Origin of the sequence: Caulobacter sp. FWC2 (genome assembly GCF_002742625.1) — a bacterium.
Lineage (GTDB): Bacteria > Pseudomonadota > Alphaproteobacteria > Caulobacterales > Caulobacteraceae > Caulobacter.
Genome location: NZ_PEBF01000001.1, coordinates 3734447 through 3754342, shown reverse-complemented (window position 1 = coordinate 3754342; position 19896 = coordinate 3734447). Strand labels below are relative to the sequence as shown.

11 protein-coding genes are annotated in these 19896 nt (G+C 68.8%); 3 read left to right on the top strand and 8 right to left on the bottom strand.

What is annotated here, in order from left to right; translation table 11 throughout:
• Positions 1-139: 139 nt before the first annotated feature.
• Both CSW62_RS17910 and CSW62_RS17905 read left to right on the top strand, forming a co-directional pair.
• Positions 140-2155, top strand: coding sequence for an N-acetylglucosamine transferase (locus CSW62_RS17910; protein ID WP_099580119.1), 2016 nt, complete (start codon positions 140-142; stop codon positions 2153-2155).
• The gene (locus CSW62_RS17905; protein WP_233206717.1) at positions 2152-3993 is read left to right on the top strand and encodes an FkbM family methyltransferase; all 1842 of its coding nucleotides are present in this window, start codon (positions 2152-2154) and stop codon (positions 3991-3993) included. Before CSW62_RS17910 ends, CSW62_RS17905 begins: the two co-directional genes overlap by 4 nt.
• 6 nt (positions 3994-3999) lie before the next feature.
• Here the strand turns inward: CSW62_RS17905 and CSW62_RS17900 are convergent, their stop codons facing one another.
• The 8 genes from CSW62_RS17900 to CSW62_RS17865 all read right to left on the bottom strand — a co-directional run bounded on the left by CSW62_RS17900 (position 4000) and on the right by CSW62_RS17865 (position 17685).
• Entirely contained in the window at positions 4000-4767 is a 768-nt protein-coding gene (locus tag CSW62_RS17900; RefSeq protein ID WP_099580117.1) for a MaoC family dehydratase N-terminal domain-containing protein, read from the bottom strand.
• Positions 4767-5930: an acyl-CoA dehydrogenase family protein gene (locus tag CSW62_RS17895; RefSeq protein ID WP_099580115.1), complete on the bottom strand. Its 1164-nt coding sequence runs from the start codon at positions 5928-5930 to the stop codon at positions 4767-4769. Before CSW62_RS17895 ends, CSW62_RS17900 begins: the two co-directional genes overlap by 1 nt.
• The gene (pcaF, locus tag CSW62_RS17890) at positions 5930-7129 is read right to left on the bottom strand and encodes a 3-oxoadipyl-CoA thiolase (protein WP_099580113.1); all 1200 of its coding nucleotides are present in this window, start codon (positions 7127-7129) and stop codon (positions 5930-5932) included. The genes CSW62_RS17895 and pcaF overlap by 1 nt, the downstream gene beginning before the upstream one ends.
• Before the next feature lie 68 nt (positions 7130-7197).
• Positions 7198-8619 (bottom strand): efflux transporter outer membrane subunit, encoded by a 1422-nt coding sequence (locus CSW62_RS17885; RefSeq protein WP_099580111.1) that lies wholly within the window; start codon positions 8617-8619, stop codon positions 7198-7200.
• Positions 8616-11807, bottom strand: a complete 3192-nt coding sequence (locus CSW62_RS17880; RefSeq protein ID WP_099580109.1) for an efflux RND transporter permease subunit — start codon at positions 11805-11807, stop codon at positions 8616-8618. The genes CSW62_RS17885 and CSW62_RS17880 overlap by 4 nt, the downstream gene beginning before the upstream one ends.
• Positions 11804-14935, bottom strand: a complete 3132-nt coding sequence (locus CSW62_RS17875) for a multidrug efflux RND transporter permease subunit (protein WP_099580107.1) — start codon at positions 14933-14935, stop codon at positions 11804-11806. Before CSW62_RS17875 ends, CSW62_RS17880 begins: the two co-directional genes overlap by 4 nt.
• 15 nt (positions 14936-14950) lie before the next feature.
• Entirely contained in the window at positions 14951-16222 is a 1272-nt protein-coding gene (locus tag CSW62_RS17870) for an MdtA/MuxA family multidrug efflux RND transporter periplasmic adaptor subunit (RefSeq protein WP_099580105.1), read from the bottom strand.
• Between the two features lie 209 nt (positions 16223-16431).
• Positions 16432-17685, bottom strand: a complete 1254-nt coding sequence (locus CSW62_RS17865) for a Xaa-Pro peptidase family protein (protein ID WP_099580103.1) — start codon at positions 17683-17685, stop codon at positions 16432-16434.
• A gap of 262 nt (positions 17686-17947) precedes the next feature.
• Here CSW62_RS17865 and CSW62_RS17860 point away from each other — a divergent pair, with 262 nt between their 5' ends.
• Positions 17948-19849, top strand: a complete 1902-nt coding sequence (locus tag CSW62_RS17860) for an NPCBM/NEW2 domain-containing protein (protein WP_099580101.1) — start codon at positions 17948-17950, stop codon at positions 19847-19849.
• Positions 19850-19896: the final 47 nt, after the last annotated feature.

Here is a 19896-nt window from a genome sequence, read left to right as displayed (position 1 = left end):
GACCCGGGCGGCGGATAGCCTCCGATCGATGCGCTCTGGCATTGGTCGAGTTCCCAACCCCATGCCATGATCACGCAGCGCTGACTCGCGCGCGGCTTTCGCGCACGCCTGTCCGCCGCCTATCGGTTTCAGGAAGACAATGGCCGACGTTACGCTGAACCTCCTCAGTACGCTGACCGCCGAAGGGTGCTCGCTGGGCGACCTGATCACCCTTGCGTCCGACCTTGGGGCAGGGGGGCAGCCCGCCCTCGCCGACCAGGCCTACAAGATCTGGATCAAGTTCAACGCCGAGCATCCGCAGCTGTCGGTGGCGCTGTTCAACCGCGCGGTCCTGCAGGCGGCTCTGGGCGACAACCCGGGCGCGGCGGCCTCTCTGGAACAGGCCATCAAGATCAATCCCGACTTCCTGCCGGCCTATGTGAACCTGGGCGGCATCCAGGAGCGGGCCGGTCTGGCCGAGCTGGCCGTCGCCACCTGGGAGGCGGGCGCCAACCGCCAGGTCGTGATCAGCGGCGTCGGCGCCGGCTACGCCTTCACCTGCCTCAAGCAGATCGCGCGCCTGCTGGGCGACATGCATCAGTCGGCCCGCGCTGAACTGGCCCTGCAGCGCGCGGCCGAACTGGACCCTACGGCCATGGACGTGATCGGCCAGCTGGTCGCCACGCGCCTGTCGCAGTGCAAGTGGCCGGCCCTGCAGCCGACTGAGCGCGTAACCCGCGAGACCCTGCTGGAAGGGGTCAATCCGCTTTCGATCGCCGCCTATACGGACGACCCGTTGCTGCTGCTGGCCGCCGGCGCCAACTTCGTCGAGCGCGAGGCCAAGGTTACGCCCGAGCAAGTCCGGGTGGATCGCAGCGACGCCCCGATCGACATCGCCGGCCGTCGTCCGCGCATCGGCTACATCTCCTCAGATCTGCGCGACCACGCCGTCGGCTACCTGATGGCCGAGCTGTTCGAGGTCCACGACAAGTCCAAGGTCGAGGTGTTCGCCTACTATTGCGGTCCGGAGTCCAGCGATGGCCTGAACACCCGCATCCGCGCGGCGGTGGAGCACTTCACCGACATTCGCCCCCTGTCGGACGACGAAGCCGCCCAACGCATCGTCGACGACGGCATCGACATCCTGGTCGACGTCAACGGCCACACCCGCGACGCCCGCACCTCGGTCTTCGCCCGCCGTCCGGCGCCGATCCTCGTCAACTGGCTGGGCTATCCCGGCACGATGGGCAGCGACTACCATCACTACATCATCGCCGATCCGTGGATCATCCCGCCGGAGATGGAGCTCTACTACTCCGAGGCCGTGCGCCGGATCCCCTGCTACCAGCCCAACGACCGGCGCCGGAAGGTGGAGGAGACCGTCCCGACCCGCGCCGAGACCGGCCTGCCCGAAGACGCCTTCGTGTTCTGCTGCTTCAACGGCACGCAGAAGATCACGCCGCACGTCTTCGACCGGTGGATGGACATCCTCAAGCGCACGCCGGGCAGTGTGCTGTGGCTGCTGGACAGCAATCCCGAGACCAACGCCCGCCTGCGCGACGCGGCCGAGGCGCGGGGCGTGGATCGCACCCGCCTGGTCTTCGCCCAGAAGCTTCAGAACGCCTTCCACCTGGCTCGCTATCGCCTGGCCGATCTGTTCCTGGACACCACGCCCTATGGCGCCCACACGACGGCCTCGGACGCGCTGTGGATGGCCGTGCCGGTCCTGACCTGGTCGGGCCGCTGCTTCGCCTCGCGGGTCTGCGGCAGCCTGGTGCGCAGCGCCGGCCTGCCCGAACTGGTCGTCGACAGCGCGCAGGCCTATGTCGAGAAGGCCGTCGAGCTCGGCGCCGACCGCGCCCAGGCCCAGGCTCTGCGCGCCACGCTGGAGGCCAACCGCGACAGCTGTGTGTTGTTCAACATGGACCTCCTGACCGGCAAGCTGGAAGACCTGTACTTCGAGATGATCGCCGAGCATCAGGCCGGCCAAACACCGCGACCCAACCTGACCAATCTCGAGAGCTACTTCCGCATCGGGCTCTCGCTGGACCGGGACGATCGCGAGATGCAGACCGAGCTGGACCTGCACGGCCTCTATCGCCAGGAGCTGGCGCGGCGCGATCGGGTCAAGGCCATCCCCTCCGACGGCCGGCTTTGGGAAGGCGGCGCTTCGTGAGCCAAGTCTCGCCGGCTGATCTGTTCGAACGTCGCGCGACGCGGCCGTCGCAGTTCGGCCAGTTGGCGAGCTTGGGCGATCTATCGGGTCTCGTGGACCAGCTGCGGCGATGCAAAGCCGAGGACCCGGACTTCCGCATCCTGATGGTTGGCGCCGGTCCGCCCCGTTGGCCGGACGATCTGCGCGACGCCGCGCTGGGCGGGGTGGACGCCGAGTTCCCCGGCGACCTTTCCGATCCCGAGACCTATCGCGCCGTGCTGGCTCATGTCGCGCGCGAGGGCCGTTTCGACTGTGTGCTCACCACGCACGTGGTCCAGACCCTGGCCCGGCCGTCCGTGCTGCTGGAGCGCCTGCCGCTGATCGCCGAGACCGGCTGGATCACCACGCCGTCGCGCTATCTCGAGGCCGTCAAGCCCGAAGGCGCCTATCGCGGCTTCGCCCATCATCGCTGGGCCGCCGACCACTTGGACGGCGCCCTGGTGCTGGCCCCCAAGACGCCTCTGCTCGAGCACCTGACCTTCCCGGGCGAAGCCGTCTGGGCGCAGGCCCCGCAGCGCTTCGAGCTGCAGGTCGGCTGGCGCGGTGGCCTGAACTTCACGGTGATGCTGGGCGAGGGGACCTTGCCAGTCGGCGCCCAGGCCCTGGCCCTTCTGGGCCGCTTCTTCGAGGGCGTGCCGGCCGAGGCGCCGCCGGCCGCCGCGCCGTCGCAGGAGCCCGCGCTGGACGTCGCCGCCGAGCTGGCCAAGGCCATCGGCACGGCGCGCGATACGCAGGCGGGCCTGCATCCGCTGGGCCGGATGAAGTTCTACCACGACGCCGTCAGCCTGATCCTCTGCGAACCCCTGACCCGCGAGCGCCTGGAGCTGTTCGAATTACTGCTGGCCGAGGCCGCGGCCATGGGCATGGAGTCGCCCGGCCCGGAGTGGGGCGACTGGGTCAATCACTACCGCGCGGTGATGGACGCCCTGACCGGCGCCGAGCTGGACGGTCCGACCTCGCCCGCGCCTGACGACGGCCCGCAGACCTTCCTGACCGGCGATGGCCAGACCTTGGACGGTGAGGGCTTGAAGGCCCACGCCAACGCCCTGGGCGCACAGGTGGTGTTCTTCGCGGCGGGTGACCCTCGCTATGTGGAGCTGTACGGCCGCTGGCTGGCGTTGTCGGTGCTCAAGCACAGCGACGTGCCGTTCCTGGTGTTGATTCATGTGATCGGCGGCTCGGGCAAGCTGGCCGAGGCGGCCGCGACGGTGCGGATCGACGACCCGCGCGTGGTGTTCGTCGGCGACGACTTCGACGCCTCTACGGTGACCACCCAGTGCTTCGAGGCGCCGCCGAAGGGCCTGATCGAGATCCCGGTCGCCCACTACCAGTCGGTGCGCTTCCAGCGCCTGGGCGGCCTGCTGGACCTGTTGCAACGGCCGGTCTTCGTGTCGGACATCGACCTGCTGCTGCAGCGCGGCGTCGCCGACCTGCTGGAGCAGTGGACCGACGCCGATCTGGTGCTGAACCTGAACGACAAGAACTTCCAGGCCGGCTCGCGCATCACCGCCAACCTGGTGCTGGCGCGACCGACTCCGGAGACGTCGATCCTGCTGCGCTGGCTGCGGGCCTATCTGGATGATCGGCTTTCGCGCGCGACCGTCACCCGCTGGATCGACCAGGTAGCCCTGAACCTGGCGCGCCGGCATCTGGAGCTGCATGCGCCGGGGGCGAAGGTCGGAACCTTCGACACCCAGAGCGACATCAACAACGTGATGTTCAAGGAATATGTCGAGGGCCACCCGTTCCGGTTCCTGTCCCTCTACCACGGGTTCGATACCTCGACCCTGGAGGAGTAGGGCGGCCTAGAAGGTCGCAGAAGCCTTCATTACCACGGCCCCATCGACCTCCGCCCACAGCGCCGCGCCGTCGTGGGTGAGACGGCCCTTGGCCGTGATCGTCTCGCCGGCGAAGGCGGGCTTGAGGGCGCGAAACGAAAAGCGCGTCAGCGGCCGGGCGGGCATGGCCTCCAGCATCAGCAGGGCGATCAGGGGACCGTGGACGACGAGGCCGGGATAGCCCTCGACCTGCGTCGTATAGGGCAGGTCGTAGTGGATGCGATGGCTGTTGGAGGTCGCCGCCGAGAAGGCGAACAGCAGCACAGGATCGGTCGGCGTCTCGCGGGACCACTCGGCGGGCGGAAGCTGGGCGTAGGGCGCGCGGGCCGCGGGCGGGGCGGCGGTGTAGACGATCGTCTGGCGCTCGGTGACGCGGACCTCGCCGGCCTGGCTGAACGTCCGCTCGACCGTGACGAAGGTCAGCGGCCCGCTCGCGCCGGGCTTCTCCTCGACACTGGCAATGGTCTCGACGAGTTCGGTGTCGAGGCCGGGGTGCAGCGGTTTTGTAAACCGAAGGTCCGCCGCCGCGAACATCCTGCGCGGGGCGTCGATCGCCGGCAGGAACAGACCGCGCCTTTGATGACCGTCGGGACCGAGATCGGCGCGCGGGATCGGTTCGGCCAGGCATCCCCAATGCCAGGCGGGTGGGACCTCGGCCGGCGTCGGCCGGTCCAACACCGCCGCCAGGCGCGCCAGGTCCGAAGCCGCCAGGACCGCCGTCCGCCGCCTCTGCATCAGTACGAGCGCGGCAGGCCGAGCACGTGCTCGGCGACATAGGCCAGGATCAGGTTCGTCGAGATCGGCGCCACCTGGTAGAGCCGCGTCTCGCGGAACTTGCGCTCGATGTCGTACTCCTCGGCGAAGCCGAAGCCGCCGTGGGTCTGCAGGCACATGTCGGCGGCCGCCCACGAGGCCTCCGAGGCCAGCATCTTGCCGATATTGGCCTGCTCGCCGCATGGAAGCCCGGCGTCGTAGCGGGCGGCGGCGTCGTAGATCGTCAGCCGCGCGGCGTGAGCCTGAGCATAGGCGCGGGCGATCGGGAACTGCACGCCCTGGTTCTGGCCGATCGGCCGGCCGAACACGACGCGGCTGTTGGCGTAGTCGCGGGCCTTGCCGATCAGCCAGGACGCGTCGCCCAGGCACTCGGCCCCGATCAGGATCCGCTCGGCGTTCATGCCGTCCAGAATGTAGCGGAAGCCCTTGCCTTCCTCGCCAATCAGGCTGCCCTTGGGGATGACCAGATTGTCGAAGAACACCTCGGTCGTGGCGTGGTTCAGCATGGTGGCGATCGGCTTGATCGTCAGGCCCTTGCCCTTGGCTTCCCGCATGTCGACCAGGAACACCGACAGGCCGTCGGCCTTGCGGGTCACCTGATCCTTGGGCGTGGTGCGCGCCAGCAGGACCATCAGGTCGGAGTGCTCGGCGCGGCTGGTCCAGACCTTCTGGCCGTTGACCACATAGGTGTCGCCCTCGCGCCGGGCGAAGGTCGAGATCGAGGTGGTGTCGGTGCCGGCGGTGGGTTCGGTGACGCCGAAGGCCTGCAGGCGGATCGAGCCATCGGCGATCCGGGGCAGCCAGGTCTCCTTCTGCGCCGTCGAGCCGTGCCGCAGCACCGTGCCCATGGTGTACATCTGGGCGTGCAGGGCCGCGGCGTTGCCGCCGCTGGCGTGGACCTCCTCCAGGATCGCTGACGCCGCCGTCAGGCCAAGCCCGCCGCCGCCATATTCCTCGGGGATCAGCACGCCCAGCAGGCCGGCCTTGGTCATGGCTGCCACGAACTCGGTCGGATAGGCCTTCTCGCGATCCAGGGCGCGCCAGTAGGGCGGTGGGAAATCGCGGCACAGGGCCCGCACCGTCTGGCGCAGGGCCTCGATCAGCTCCGGATCGGCCAGCGACACTAGACGCGCTCGAAGGACAGGGCCGCGCCCTGGCCGACGCCGATGCACAGCGTGGCCAGGCCGCGCTTGCCGCCAGTGGCTTCCAGCTGACGCAGGGCTGTCAGCACCAGCCGCGCGCCGGACGCGCCGAGCGGGTGGCCCAGGGCGATGGCGCCGCCATTGGGGTTCACGTGGGCGCCGTCGTCGGGCAGGCCCAACTGGCGCAGCACCGCCAGCCCCTGGGCGGCGAAGGCCTCGTTCAGTTCGACGGTATCGAAGTCGCCGATCGTGAGACCTGTCTTGGCGAGAAGCTTCCAAACAGCAGGCACGGGACCAATGCCCATGACACGCGGCGCTACGCCGGCGGTGGCGTAGCCGGTGATGCGGGCGCGGGGCGTCAGGCCGTGGCGCTTCACCGCGTCCTCGGAGGCGACGATCAGGGCGACCGCGCCGTCATTGACGCCCGAGGCGTTGCCGGCCGTCACCGTGCCGCCTTCGCGGACGACGGGCTTCAGCTTGGCCAGCGCCTCGATCGTGGTCTCGCGCGGGTGTTCGTCGCGGTCGACGAGCGTCGGGCCGGCCTTGCCGGGGATCTCGACGGGGGTGATCTCGCCGGCGAGGAAGCCGTTGGCCTGGGCGGCGGCCGCCCGTTGCTGGCTGCGCAGGGCGAAGGCGTCCTGGTCCTCGCGGTTCACGCCATGGTCGGCGGCGACGTTCTCAGCGGTCTCGGGCATGGAGTCGACGCCATAGGCCTTGCGCATGGCGGGGTTGACGAAGCGCCACCCGATGGTGGTGTCGAAGATCTCGGCGTTGCGCGAGAAGGCGCTGTCGGCCTTGCCCATCACGAACGGCGCGCGGCTCATGCTCTCGACGCCGCCGGCGATCAACAGGTCGTTGTGGCCCGACAGGATGGCGCGAGCGGCGTAGCCGATGGCCTCTAGACCCGAAGCACAGAGCCGGTTGACGGTGACGCCCGGCACGCCGACCGGACAGCCGGCCAGCAGCAGGCCCATGCGGGCGACATTGCGGTTGTCCTCGCCGGCCTGGTTGGCGCAGCCCAGCACCACCTCGTCGATGGCTTCGAGGTCGAGGCCGGCATTGCGCGCGGCCAAGGCCTTCAGCGGGATCGCCGCCAGGTCGTCGGCGCGAACCTTGGAGAGCGCCCCGCCATAGCGACCAATGGGGGTGCGGATGCCGTCACAGAGATAGGCGGTAGTCATGCTAAGGCTCCCGGATCGTCGCGCTCAAACAAGTGTTAGAGTCGCGAGGGGCGAGCCTCAACAAGTTTTCAGCGCCAGCCGCCGCCCAGGGCCTGGACCAGCGCCACCGCCGTCGTCTGGCGCGAGACCGCCGTCTGCACCAGCGTCCGCCGCGCCGACAGGGCCGAGGCCTGGGCCGCGACCACGTCGGTATAGGCGACCTGGCCGGCCTTGTACTGGTTCAGCAGCATCTGCTCGGTCTGGTCGGCGGCCTGGGAGGCGGTCAGTTGCAGGGCGTATTGGCGCTCGAGAGCGCGAGCCGCCCCCAACTGGTTCTCGACGTCCTCGAAGGCCGTCAGCGCAGTCTGGCGATAGTCGGCGGCGGTGGCGTCATAGGCGGCGCGCGACTGCTCGACGCGGGCCTTGCGGGCGCCAGCGTCGAACAGGGTCTGGGCGGCCGACAGGCCCAGCGACCAGGTATTGGCCGAGGTGGTGAACAGGTCGCCCAGCACGCTGGAGGTCGAATTGCCGTTGGCCGACAGGCTGAAGGTCGGGAAGAAGGCGGCGCGGGCCACGCCGATGTCGGTATTGGCGGCGGCGACGCGGCGCTCGGCGGCGGCGACGTCGGGACGGCGCTCCAGCAGGGTCGAGGGCACGCCGATCGGGATCTCGGGCACGACCGGCTTCCAGTCGGTGACGGCCGCGATGCGGAAGCCGCTGGCCGGCTCGCCGACCAGCACGGCGATGGCGTTCTCGAAGGTGGCGCGATCCTGAACCAGGCCCTCCAGGGTCGACTGGGCGTTGGCCAGCTGGACCTGGGCCTGCAGCACGTCGGACTTCGGCGCAATGGCGGCGTTGTAGCGGTTGGTGGTGATCTGCAGGCTGCGCTGGTAGCCCTCGACCGTAGCCCCGACCATGGCGATCTCGGCGTCGGCGCGGCGCAGGCCCAGATAGCTGGTCGCCAGCTCGCCTTGCGCGGAAAGCTGGGCGGCGGCGAGGTCGGCGGCGCTGGCTTCGGCGCTGAACTTGGCCCCGTTGATCCCGGCGCGGACGCGGCCCCAGACGTCCGGCTCCCAGCTGGCGCCGATGCCGACCTGGTAGCGCTGGGTGTCGCCAGCGCGGGTCGCGCCGCCGACCGAGGTCGTGGTCTTGGTTCCGCCGCCGCCGGACTTGGTGGCGGAGCTGGAGAGGTCGATCGACGGGAACAGGCTGGCGCGCTGCTCGCGGACCAGGGCGCGGGCCTGGCGATAGGCGGCCTCGGCGCGGGCGACGGTCTGGTTGTCCACCTTCACGCGCTCGGCCAGGGCGTTCAGCTGCGGATCGCCCAGCAGCGTCCACCAGTCGCCGCGATCCAGATGATCGGACGGCGTGGCGGTCTTCCAGCCCTCCAGGGCCTTGAACTGGGCTGGCGGCGCGGACTTCAGCGCGGGCGCCTCGTAGGCCGGCGTCATCGAGCAGGCGCCGAGGGTGAGGAGCGAGGCGGCGCCAATCAGGCGCGAAAGACGGATCATCGAGCGGGTTCCGGCGCGGTCGGGTGGTGGGTCAGATGTCGCTCGTCCTTGCGCGTCTTCCCGCGCAGGCGGTCGAGATAGACATAGACTACGGGGGTGGTGATCAGGGTCAGCAGCTGGCTGGCGATTAGGCCGCCGATGATGGCCACGCCCAGCGGACGACGCAGCTCGGCGCCTTCGCCAAAGCCGATGGCCAGGGGCAGGGCGCCCAGGGCGGCGGCCAGGGTGGTCATCAGGATGGGGCGGAAGCGCAGCAGGCTGGCCTCTCGCACCGCTTCCTGGGCGGACAGGCCCCGGCTGCGCTGGGCGTCGAGGGCGAAGTCGATGATAAGGATGGCGTTCTTCTTGACGATGCCCAGCAGCAGGAAGAGCCCGATCAGGGCGATGATCGAGAATTCCATCTTGAAGATCAGCAGGGCGATCACCGCCCCGACGCCGGCGGCGGGCAGGGTGGACAGCACCGTGATCGGGTGGATGTAGCTCTCGTAGAGAATGCCCAGCACGATGTAGATCGCCACGATGGCGGCCAGGATCAGCAGCGGCTGCTGCTTCATCTGGTCGTCGGCCTGGCGGGCCTGGCCCTGGAAGCTGCCGCGCACGCTGGTCGGCATGCCGATCTCGGCCTCGGCCTGGGCGACGGCGGCCTGGGCGTCGCTCAGCGACTTGCCGTCCGCCAGGTTGAACGAGACCGTGGTGGCCAGCTCGCCGTTCTGGTGATTGACCGAGGTCGGGGTGGCGTTCTGGGAGACGCTGGCGATCGCCGATAGCGGCGTCATGGCCGTGGCTGAGGTGTTCAGGGCAGAGCCGGTCGACTGGTCGCGAAGGGCCGGATTGACGCTGGGACCGGTCGCCGTCGCCGTGCCCGAGGGCCGGGTCGGCACGTGGACATCGTTCAGCGCCTCGGGACCCTGGGCGAACTTCTGCTGCCACTCCAGGATCACGGCGTACTGGTTGACGTCCTCATAGATGGTCGCGACCTGACGCTGACCGAAGGCGTTGTAGAGCGCGTTGTCGACGGCGCGAGGCGTGATCCCAAGCCGCGAGGCGCTGTCGCGGTCGATGGTCACCAAGGTCTCGACACCGTTCTCCTGCTGGTCGGAATCGACGTCGGTCAGCACGTCGCTGCGCGCCTTTATCGCCTCGGCCAGCTTGGCGGCCCATTCCTTGAGGGCGGCGCTGTTGTCGCTGGTCAGGGTGTACTGATAGGTCGAGTTGCTCTGCCGGCCGCCCATGCGCAGGTCCTGCACCGGGTTCAAGAAAACGCTGATGCCGGTCACGCGCTGCAGCTGCGGACGCAGGCGGGCGATGACCTCGGAGCCCTTCTCCTTGCGCTCGCCGACGGGCTTGAGATTGACGAACATGAAGCCGCCGCCGGCCCGGCCGCCGCCGGTGAAGCCGACCACGGTGTCGACGGCTTTGTCCTTGCGGATGATGTTCACCACCTGCCGCAGCTTCTGCTGCATGGCCTGTGAGGAGACGGACTGGTCGGCCCGCATGCCGGCCATCAGCTGGCCGCTGTCCTGCTGTGGGAAGAAGCCCTTGGGCACGGCGATGTAGAGCCAGGCGGTCATGGCGATCACGGCCACCAGCAGCGCGATGACCAGCGGCTTGGCGTGCAGGGCCCAGTCCAGGCTGTGCTCGTAGGTCTTGTGCACACGGTTGAACGCCGCCTCGAAGAAGCGCGACAGGCGGCCTTCCTTGTCCTTGTTCTCCGGGCGCAGCAGGTAGGCGCACATCATCGGCGTGGTGGTCAGGCTGATGACCAGCGAGATCAGCACGGCCGACGACAGGGTGACGGCGAACTCGCGGAACAGCCGTCCGACCTGGCCGCCCATGAACAGCAGCGGGATGAAAACGGCGACCAGCGAGATGCTGATCGACAACACCGTGAAGCCGACCTCGCGAGCGCCGAGCAGGGCGGCCTCGAAGCGGTCCATGCCCTTCTCGATATGACGGGCGGTGTTCTCCAGCACGACGATGGCGTCGTCGACCACGAACCCGGTCGCCACCGTGATGGCCATCAGGCTGAGGTTGTTGAGGGAAAAGCCCAGCAGGTACATGACCCCGAACGTGCCCAGCAGCGAGACGATGGTCGCCGCCGCTGGGATGAAGGTGGCGCGGGCGCTGCGCAGGAAAACGCTGACCACCACGATGACCAGGATGATCGAGATCAGCAGGGTGACCTCGATCTCGTGCAGCGAGGCGCGGATCGAATTGGTGCGGTCGCTGGCCACGTCGACGGTGATGTCGGCCGGCAGTTGGGCGCGCAGCTCGGGCAGGACGGCGCGGACGCTGTCGACGGTCTGGATGATGTTGGCGCCGGGCTGGGCGGTGATCAGGACAATGATCGAGGGCTTACCGTTGAACAGGCCCAGGGTGCGGGTGTCGGCGACGCTGTCGGTGACTTGCGCGACGTCGGACAGGCGGATGGGCGCGCCGTTGCGCCAGGCCACGACCAGGCCGGCATAGTCGGCGGCCTTGCGGCCCGCGCCGGTGGTGTAGATCTGGTAGCGCTGGCCATTGCCCTCCAGCGCGCCCTTGGGGCGGTTGGCATTGGCCGACTGGATCGCCGCGCGGACGTCCTCCATGGCCACGCCGTACTGGTTCAGCAGGAACGGATTGGCCGAGATGCGCACGGCCGGCAGCGAGCCGCCGCCGATCTCGACATCGCCCACGCCGCTGACCTGGGCCAGGCGCTGGGCCACGACGTTGGAGACCGCGTCATAGATCTGGCCTGGCGTCTTTGAGTCCGAGGTCAGGGCCAGGATGATCACCGGCGAGTCGGACGGATTGGCCTTGCGATAGGTCGGGTTGCTGCGCAGCGTCGCCGGCAGGTCGGCGCGGGCGGCGTTGATCGCGGCCTGCACCTCGCGCGCGGCGCCGTCGATCTGGCGGTTGAGGTCGAACTGCAGGGTGATCCGCGTCGAGCCCGTCGAGCTCTGCGAGGTCATCTCGTTGACGCCCGAGATCGTGCCCAGCCGCCGCTCCAGCGGCGTGGCGACGCTGGAGGCCATGGTCTGGGGACTGGCCCCCGACAGGTTGGCCGACACCGAGACGGTCGGGAAATCCACCTGCGGCAGGGGCGAGACCGGCAGCACGAAGAAGGCCGCGATCCCGGCCATGGCCAGGCCAATGGTCAGCAGGATGGTGGCGACCGGCCGCCGGATGAAGGGTCCGGACAGGTTCACGAGGGCGCCCCCGGGATCGGCTCGGGATCGATCCGTTCGGGATGCGGGCCGTCATCGCGGCGCTCGCGCTTGGCGGTCGGGGCCAGGCGGTCGAAGGCCAGATAGACGACCGGGGTCGTGAACATGGTCAAGAGCTGGCTCAGCAGCAGGCCGCCGAAGATGGCGATGCCCAGCGGTCGGCGCAGTTCAGCGCCTTCGCCAAAGCCCAGCATCAGCGGGATGGCCGCGAACAAGGCTGCCAGGGTGGTCATCAGGATCGGCCGGAAGCGCAGGATGGCCGCCTGGAAGATGGCGTCGCGCGGGCTCTTGCCGTCCTCGCGCTCGGCGTCGATGGCGAAGTCGATCATCATGATCGCGTTCTTCTTGACGATGCCGATCAGCAGGATGATGCCGATGATCCCGATGACGCCCAGGTCGTTGCCGGTGATCCACAGGGCCAGCAGCGCGCCGACGCCGGCCGAGGGCAGGGTCGACAGGATGGTCATCGGGTGGACGTAGCTCTCATAGAGCACGCCCAGCACGATATAGACGCAGACCACGGCCGCCAGGATCAGCCACAGTTGGTTGGACAGCGAGTTCTGATAGGCCCCCGCCGCGCCCAGGAAGGTGGTGGTCACGGAGACGGGCATGTCGATCGCCTTCATGGCCTTGCGGATCTCGTCGACCGCGTGGCCCAGCGAAACGCCGGGGGCGGTGTCGAAGCCGATGGTGGTGGCCGGGAACTGGGCGACGTGGGTGACCTGCAGCGGCGACTGCTGGGTCTTGATCGTCGAGAAGGCGGCCAGGGGTGTCGGCGCGCCGCCGCCGGTCTTCAGGTTCAGATTGCCCAGGGTGGTCGGGTCGACCAGGACGCCGGGCTTGGCCTCCAGGATCACCCGGTACTGGTTGGTCTCGGTGAAGATGGTCGAGACGATCCGCTGGCCAAAGGCGCTGTACAACGCATCGTCGACATCCGACGCTGTAATGGACAGACGGGCGGCGGTGTCGCGGTCGATGTCGACATAGGCGGCCTGGCCGGTGGCTGAGGCGTCGGAATAGACATTGCGGACAGCCTTCACCTTCGCCAGTTCGGCGGTGAGCTTGCCGGCCCATTCCTTGATCGTGGCGGTGTCGGCGCCTTCCAGCGACAGGCGGTATTGGGTCGGCCCCGTCTCGGCGTCGATGGTCAGGTCCTGAGTGGGCTGGAGATACAGCGTAACGCCGGGGACATTGGCCACGCGCTCGCGCAGCCGCTGCATGATCTTTTCCTGCGAGCCCGAACGGCCGGCCTTCAGGTTGATCTGCATCTGTCCGGTGTGGAGCATGGCGTTGTTGGCGCCGTCGACGCCGATGAACGAGGCCACGTTCTCGACCGCCGGATCGTCCAGGATCGCCTCGGCCGCCTGCTGCTGCAGGGCCGCCATGCGGTCGTAGGACACCGACTGGGCCATTTCGGTGCGGGCTTGCAGCTGGCCGGTGTCCTGTGTCGGGAACAGGCCCTTGGGGATGATCATGTAGAGCACGCCGGTCAGGACCAGGGTGGCGACGGCGACCACCAGCGTCGCGATCTGCCGCTCCAGCACCCAGGCCAGGGCGACCTCGTAGCGCGCCTCGACCTTGGCGAACAGGTCCTGGGTCTTCTTGCTGATCCCCTTGGCCTCTTCGCCCTCGTGCGGCTTCAGCCAGCGGGCCGACAGCATGGGCGTCAGGGTCAGGGAGACCACGGCGGAGATCAGGATGGTGATGGCCAGGCTGATGGCGAACTCGCGGAACAGGCGGCCGACCACGTCGCCCATGAACAGCAGCGGGATCAGCACGGCGATCAGCGAGATGGTCAGCGAGATGATCGTGAAGCCGATCTCCTTGGCGCCCCTCAACGCCGCCTCCATGGGCTTCTCACCTCTCTCGAGATGGCGGGTGATGTTCTCGATCATCACGATGGCGTCGTCGACGACGAAGCCGGTGGCGATGGTCAGGGCCATCAGTGAGAGGTTATTCAGCGAGAAGCCCATCAGGTACATCACCCCGCACGAGCCGATCAGCGAGATCGGCACGGCCAGGCTGGCGATCACCGTGGCGCGCAGGCTGTGCAGGAAGAAGAAGATCACCAGCACCACCAGCCCCACGGCCAGCAGCAGCTCGATCTCGACATGGTGCACCGAGGCGCGGATGCCCGTGGTGCGGTCGGCCAGCACCTGGACGTCCAGGGTGGCGGGCAGGCCGGCCTGAAGCTCGGGCAGCTTGGCCTTGATGGCGTCGACGGTCTTGATGACGTTGGCGCCGGGTTGACGCTGGACGTTGACGATGATGGCCGGCGTCTTGCCGGCCCAGGCGCCCAGGCGGGTGTTCTCGGCGCTCTCGACCACTTGCGCGATGTCCGACAGGCGGATCGGCGCGCCATTCTTGTAGCTCACGATCAGCGAGCGGTAGTCGTCGACGCTGAGCAGCTGGTCGTTGGCGTTGATCGTGTAGCTGCGGGTCGGGCCGTCGAAGCTGCCCTTGGCGCTGTTGGCGTTGGCGGCGCTGATCGCGGTCTGCACGTCCGACAGGGTCATGCCGTAGCTGGCCATGGCCTGGGTGTCGGCCTGGATTCGCATGGCCGGCCGCTGGCCGCCGGACAGCGACACCAGGCCCACGCCCGAGACCTGGCTGATCTTCTGGGCCAGGCGGGTGTTGACCAGGTTCTGCACCTCGGTCAGCGGCAGGGTGTCGGAGGTGATGGCCAGGGTCAGGACCGGCGCGTCGGCCGGGTTGACCTTGGCATAGACCGGCGGCGCGGGCAGGTCGGCCGGCAGCAACGAGTTGCTGGCGTTGATGGCGGCCTGCACCTCCTGCTCGGCGACGTCCAGCGTCTCGCCTAGATTGAACTGCAGGGTGATGACCGAGGCCCCGGCCGTGCTGACCGAGCTCATCCGCGCCAGGCCCGACATCTCGCCCAGCTGGCGCTCCAGCGGCGCGGTGACCGTCTGGCTCATCACCTCGGGGCTCGCCCCGGGATACAGGGTCTGGACCTGGATGGTGGGATAGTCGACCTGGGGCAGGGCCGACAGCGGCAGCAGCCGGAAGCCGACCAGGCCAGCCAGGACGATGGCCGCCATGAATAGGGCCGTGGCGACCGGCCGCTGGATGAAGGGACGCGAGGGGTTCATCGGGCGCGGGTCCGGCTATTGCGGACGCTGCTGATGCTGGCGACGGCCCTTGCCATCGCCCTTGCCCTTGCCCTTGCCCGGACCTTGTGGACGTGCGCCCGGCAGCTGGACCTTGCCGCCGTCGCGTAGGCGGTCGCCGCCTTCGGTGATCACCTTGTCGCCGACCTTCAGGCCCTCGGTGATCTGCACCTGGACGCCCGTCGCCTGACCGGTCTTGACCGGGGTCTTGGAGACGGTCTGGTCGCTGTTCAGCAGCCAGACGAACGCGCCGTCCCCGCCCTGGCGCACGGCCGTGGCCGGCACGACGATCGCGCCCTTGATGGTGTCCAGCTCCATGCGGACATTGACGAACTGGCTGGGGAACAGGGCGTTGCCGGTATTCGGGAAGCGGGCCTTGGCCTTCACGGTGCCGGTGCCGGTGTCCACGATATTGTCGAGCGTCGAGAACGACCCGCGATCCAGGGTCTGGGTGCGTGTGCGGTCCAGCGCGATGACCGGCACGTTGGCGCGACCCTGGCGGGCGGCGATACGCGGCACGTCATCCTGCGGGACGGTGAACTCGACGTCGATCGGCGAGACGGTGGTGATCACCGCCACGCCGTTGGCGTCGCCCGCGCCGATATAGTTGCCGACGTCCGTAACGCGCAGGCCCACGCGGCCGGAAACGGGCGCGACGATGCGGGCGAAGCCGAGGTTCAGCCTGGCGGTGCCGACGGCCGCCCGGTCGGCCATCACCGTGCCTTCCAATTGCTTGACCGTGGCCGCCTGGGTGTCGACCTCCTGACGGGCGATCGAGTCCTGGGTCAGCAGGGTCTGGTAGCGGCTGAGGGTCAGGCGCGCCGCGGTCAGCTGGGCCTCGTCGCGGGTCTGGTTCCCCTGCGCCTGCAGCAGCGCCATCTCGTAGGGGCGCGGATCGATCTGGACCAGGGCTTGGCCGCGCTGCACCACCTGGCCTTCACGGAACATCACCTGGGTGATCGTACCGCCGACCTGCGGACGCACGGTCACGGTCGCGGCCGGCTTAACCGTGCCCAGCGCCTCGATGACGATGGGCAGGTCCGTCGCGCTGGCCGTGGCCACCGCCACCGTGCTGGCCGGCCCGCGCCGACCGCCGCCACCGCCGAAGCCGCCGCCGCTACCGCCTGGGCCGCCTTCGCCGCTCTTGTCGCCGTGCAGCAGAGTCCAGGCCAGCCAGGCCACGCCGGCCAGGGCCAGGATCGCGATCAGTCCGCCGAGGATCAGCGTCCGGCGGCGCGGGGGCGTACGCGGGGCGTGAAAGTCAGTCATCGTCAGCCTTCGAGGAGCCGCGCGCGGCGCGGCGTGAGCGGGCGGCGACTGGCCGCCCATAGGGAACGCGCCGTCATGAGCCGACGGACCTGGAGTCCCCTAGAGGTCGAACATGTACGCCGGTTTGCAGGACTGAAATGATCGAGCCTCGATATGGCTCCGCTTTAGCGTCGGAAAGTCGCCACAGGTTGGGGGGCTCGAGGTCCCGATCAGCCCATCGGCTTGTCGAGCGTGGTCGGCGGCTTGCTGAACCACTGCGGCCCCTGCGGGGTCATGTGGATGCAGTCTTCCAGCCGCACGCCGAATTCGCCCGGAATGTAGATGCCCGGCTCGTCCGAGAAGCACATGCCCGTCGCCAGTTTGGTGGTCTCCGACATCACGAAGTTCACCGGCTCATGGCCGTCCATGCCGATGCCGTGGCCGGTGCGATGCGACAGGCCGGGCAGCTTGTAGCGCGGACCCCAGCCCAGGCTGTCGTAGTAGGCGCGGACGGCGCGATCGACCGAGCCGGCCTCGACGCCGATCTGGGCGGCCTCGAAGGCGACTTGCTGGCCGCGCGCGACGTCGTTCCAGACCTTCCGCTGGCGGGCGGTGGGCTCGCCGAACACGAAGGTCCGCGAGATGTCCGACTCGTAGCCGCCGACATTGCAGCCGCAGTCCATCAGCACGACCTGGCCCTCGCCCAGCACCTGGGGCTGGCGCGAGCCGTGCGGGTAGGCGCTGGCCTCGCCGATCAGGATCAGGTTGAAGCTGACCCGCGCGCCTTGCTTCACGGTGAACTCGGCCATCAGGGCGCCGATGTCCCTGGGACCCATGCCGGCTTTGACGTTGGCGTGGGTGTGACGCAGGGCCGCGACGGTGATGTCGGCGGCGACCTGCATCAGGGCCAGTTCGGCCGGCGACTTGATCATCCGGCAGCCGCGGAACACCGCCGCGCCCGAGACGACCTGGGCCGAGGGCAGGGCGCCGGTCAGGCCGTCGACGATGAAGGTGCGGATCGTCTCTTCGACGCCGATCTTGCCGGAGGCCAGCTTGCGGTCGGCCAGCAGCCCGGCGGCGATCGCGTACGGGCTTTCGTCCTCTTCCCAGGTGCGGACCTCGGCCGGCACGCCCAGGCTCTGGCGGATCGAGGGCTCCTCGAACTTTGGCACGACCATGCCAACCTGGCCCTCGCGCGGGATGATCGCCAGGCAAGCCCGCTCGCTGCGGCTCCACTGCGCGCCGGTGAAGTAGTCCATCGAGGAGCCCGGCTCAGTGATGATCGCGGACAGGCCCAGCTTTGCCATCAGGGCCTGGGCGCGTTCCAGCCGCGCCCGCCGCTCGGCCGGGCCGATCAGGGCGACGCCGTCGGTCATCTTCTTCGAGGGCGTCTGCCGCGCCCACGCTGGCGCGCCCATCGCGGCCGAGCTCGCTGCTGCGCCGGCCAGGAAGCCGCGCCGGCCCAGCTCTTGAAGTGCGGTCATGTCCATCTTCGAAACCCTGTGAGCCCAGTGCGACGCAACCCGCGCCGACAACCTTTTGTGACCCCGGGGCGCTCGGCCTGACAAGGCCTGGATCGGAGGAGATTTATCGGTTCGGATCGACGGGAAAGGTCGGGCTCCCGCAAGATCGGCCGGGCCTCTAAGCCTAAGACCATCGAACCATTGATATCGGGCGGTGGGTTGGGTACCGCTACCATCAACGTGCGCGAGACTGGACGCACGACTTTGAGTAGGGCGGAAGACGATGAGAACGCTACTGACCGCAGGGCTGATCGCGGCGCTGCTCGGACCGTCCGCCGCCGCCGCCGCGCAGGCAGACCCGCTGGCGCCGACCGCGCGTTGGTCGGCCTATACCGCCGGACGCGCCGCCACGCCGCCCATGGGCTGGAGCACCTGGAACGCCTTCGCCACCGACATCGACGAGGAAAAGATCCTCGGCTCGGCGAAGCAGATCGTCGACAGCGGCCTGGCGGCCAAGGGCTACCGCTACATCAATATCGACGACGGCTGGGCGCTGAAGCGCCGGATGCCCGATGGCCGCATGATCATCCGCGACGACAAGTTCCCGTCGGCGCGCACCGGCGGCGACGCCCCCAGCTTCAAGCCGTTCACCGACAAGCTGCACGCCATGGGGCTGAAGGCCGGCAACTATTCCGACCTGGGCCGCAACACCTGCTCCGAGGCCTATTCCCCGACCGACGACGACCTGCCCAAGGGCACGGTGCTGGAGCGCGAGGTCGGCATCTATGGCCGTATCGACCAGGACATCGCGCTTTACTTCAGGGACTGGGGTTTCGACTTCATCAAGGTCGATGGCTGCGGCCTGCGCGACTATGGTCCGCAAAGCGAACGGGTGCGTTCGGGCAAGTTTCGGGCGCTGGGGCCCTTCCTGGATTCCGGGGCCGTGACGCGAACCGGCATCCCGGCGATCCAGGCGATGTTCCGGCAGATCAATGTGGCGCTGGCCCGGGAGAATCCGGACGGCGACTATCTGCTGTCGCTCTGCGTCTGGGGGGCGGCCAATGTCCGCGCCTGGGGCAAGGACTATGGCGGCATCTCGCGCACCAGCGACGACATCTCCCCGGCCTGGGGACGGCTGCTGGTCAACTACGACACGACCGTAACCCGCTCTCTCTACGCCCATCCGGGGTCCTGGAACGATCCGGACATGCTGCACATCGGCGCCGGGGACTTCGACGCCGATCACCTGACCGAGGCCCGCTCGCACTTCGCGCTGTGGGCGATGCTCAACGCGCCACTGATGATCGGGACCGACCTGCGCAAGACGCCCAAGGCGTTGCTCGACATCTTCGGCAACGACGACATCATCGCGCTCGACCAGGATCCCGCCGGCAACCAGGCGACGCTGGCGCACGACTCCAGCGATCTGCAGATCCTGGTGAAGACCCTGGCGTCCGGCGACAAGGCCGTGGCGATCTTCAACCGGGGATCGGTCGACTATGACGTCGATCTCAGCGCGACCCACCTGAAGTTCAGCGACGTTGCGCCCATCGCGCTGACGGACCTGTGGAGCAAGCAGCAGACGACCTTCACCAAGCGGACCAAGCTCCACGTCAAGCCGCGCGAGACCCTGGTCTTCCGCGCGCAGGGGACGCGCGCCCTGCAAGGGGGATATTATCTGTCCGAGCAGCCGGGGAGCGTGAACCCGGCGGTGGACGGCGTCGTCTATCCGACCCCTGATCCTTCCATCTTCCGGACTGCGGCGGGCTGGGGTGGAACCGGCGGGGCAGGCGACAGGCCGTCCTATGCTGGCTGGGGCGGCGCGCGCGCCGACAGCGCCCCCTACGGCCAAGTGCTCCATGTGGCGGGAAAGCCCTTCGCTGCCGGGATCGGCATCCTCGCCAACTCGCGGCTCGAGGTGCGCAACAACGGGGCCAAGCGCTTCACCGCGGTGGTCGGGGTCGACGACAGCGCCAGCGACAAGGCTGGCGTCGTGACCTTCGCCATCTATGGCGACGGCAAGCTGCTGGCGACCAGCAAGCCGCTCAAATGGGGCATGGCCGCCCAGCCGATCTCGGCGTCGGTCGCCGGCGTCAAGCTGATCGAGCTGGTGGCGCGCAGCCCTCGCGGCGACAACCAGCGTCTGCCCGTGACCTGGGGCGAGGCGGCGCTTCTGGAGCGCTGAGGGGTCTTGTGGCCGGGCGCGGAGCAAGCGCGCCCGGCAACGGACGG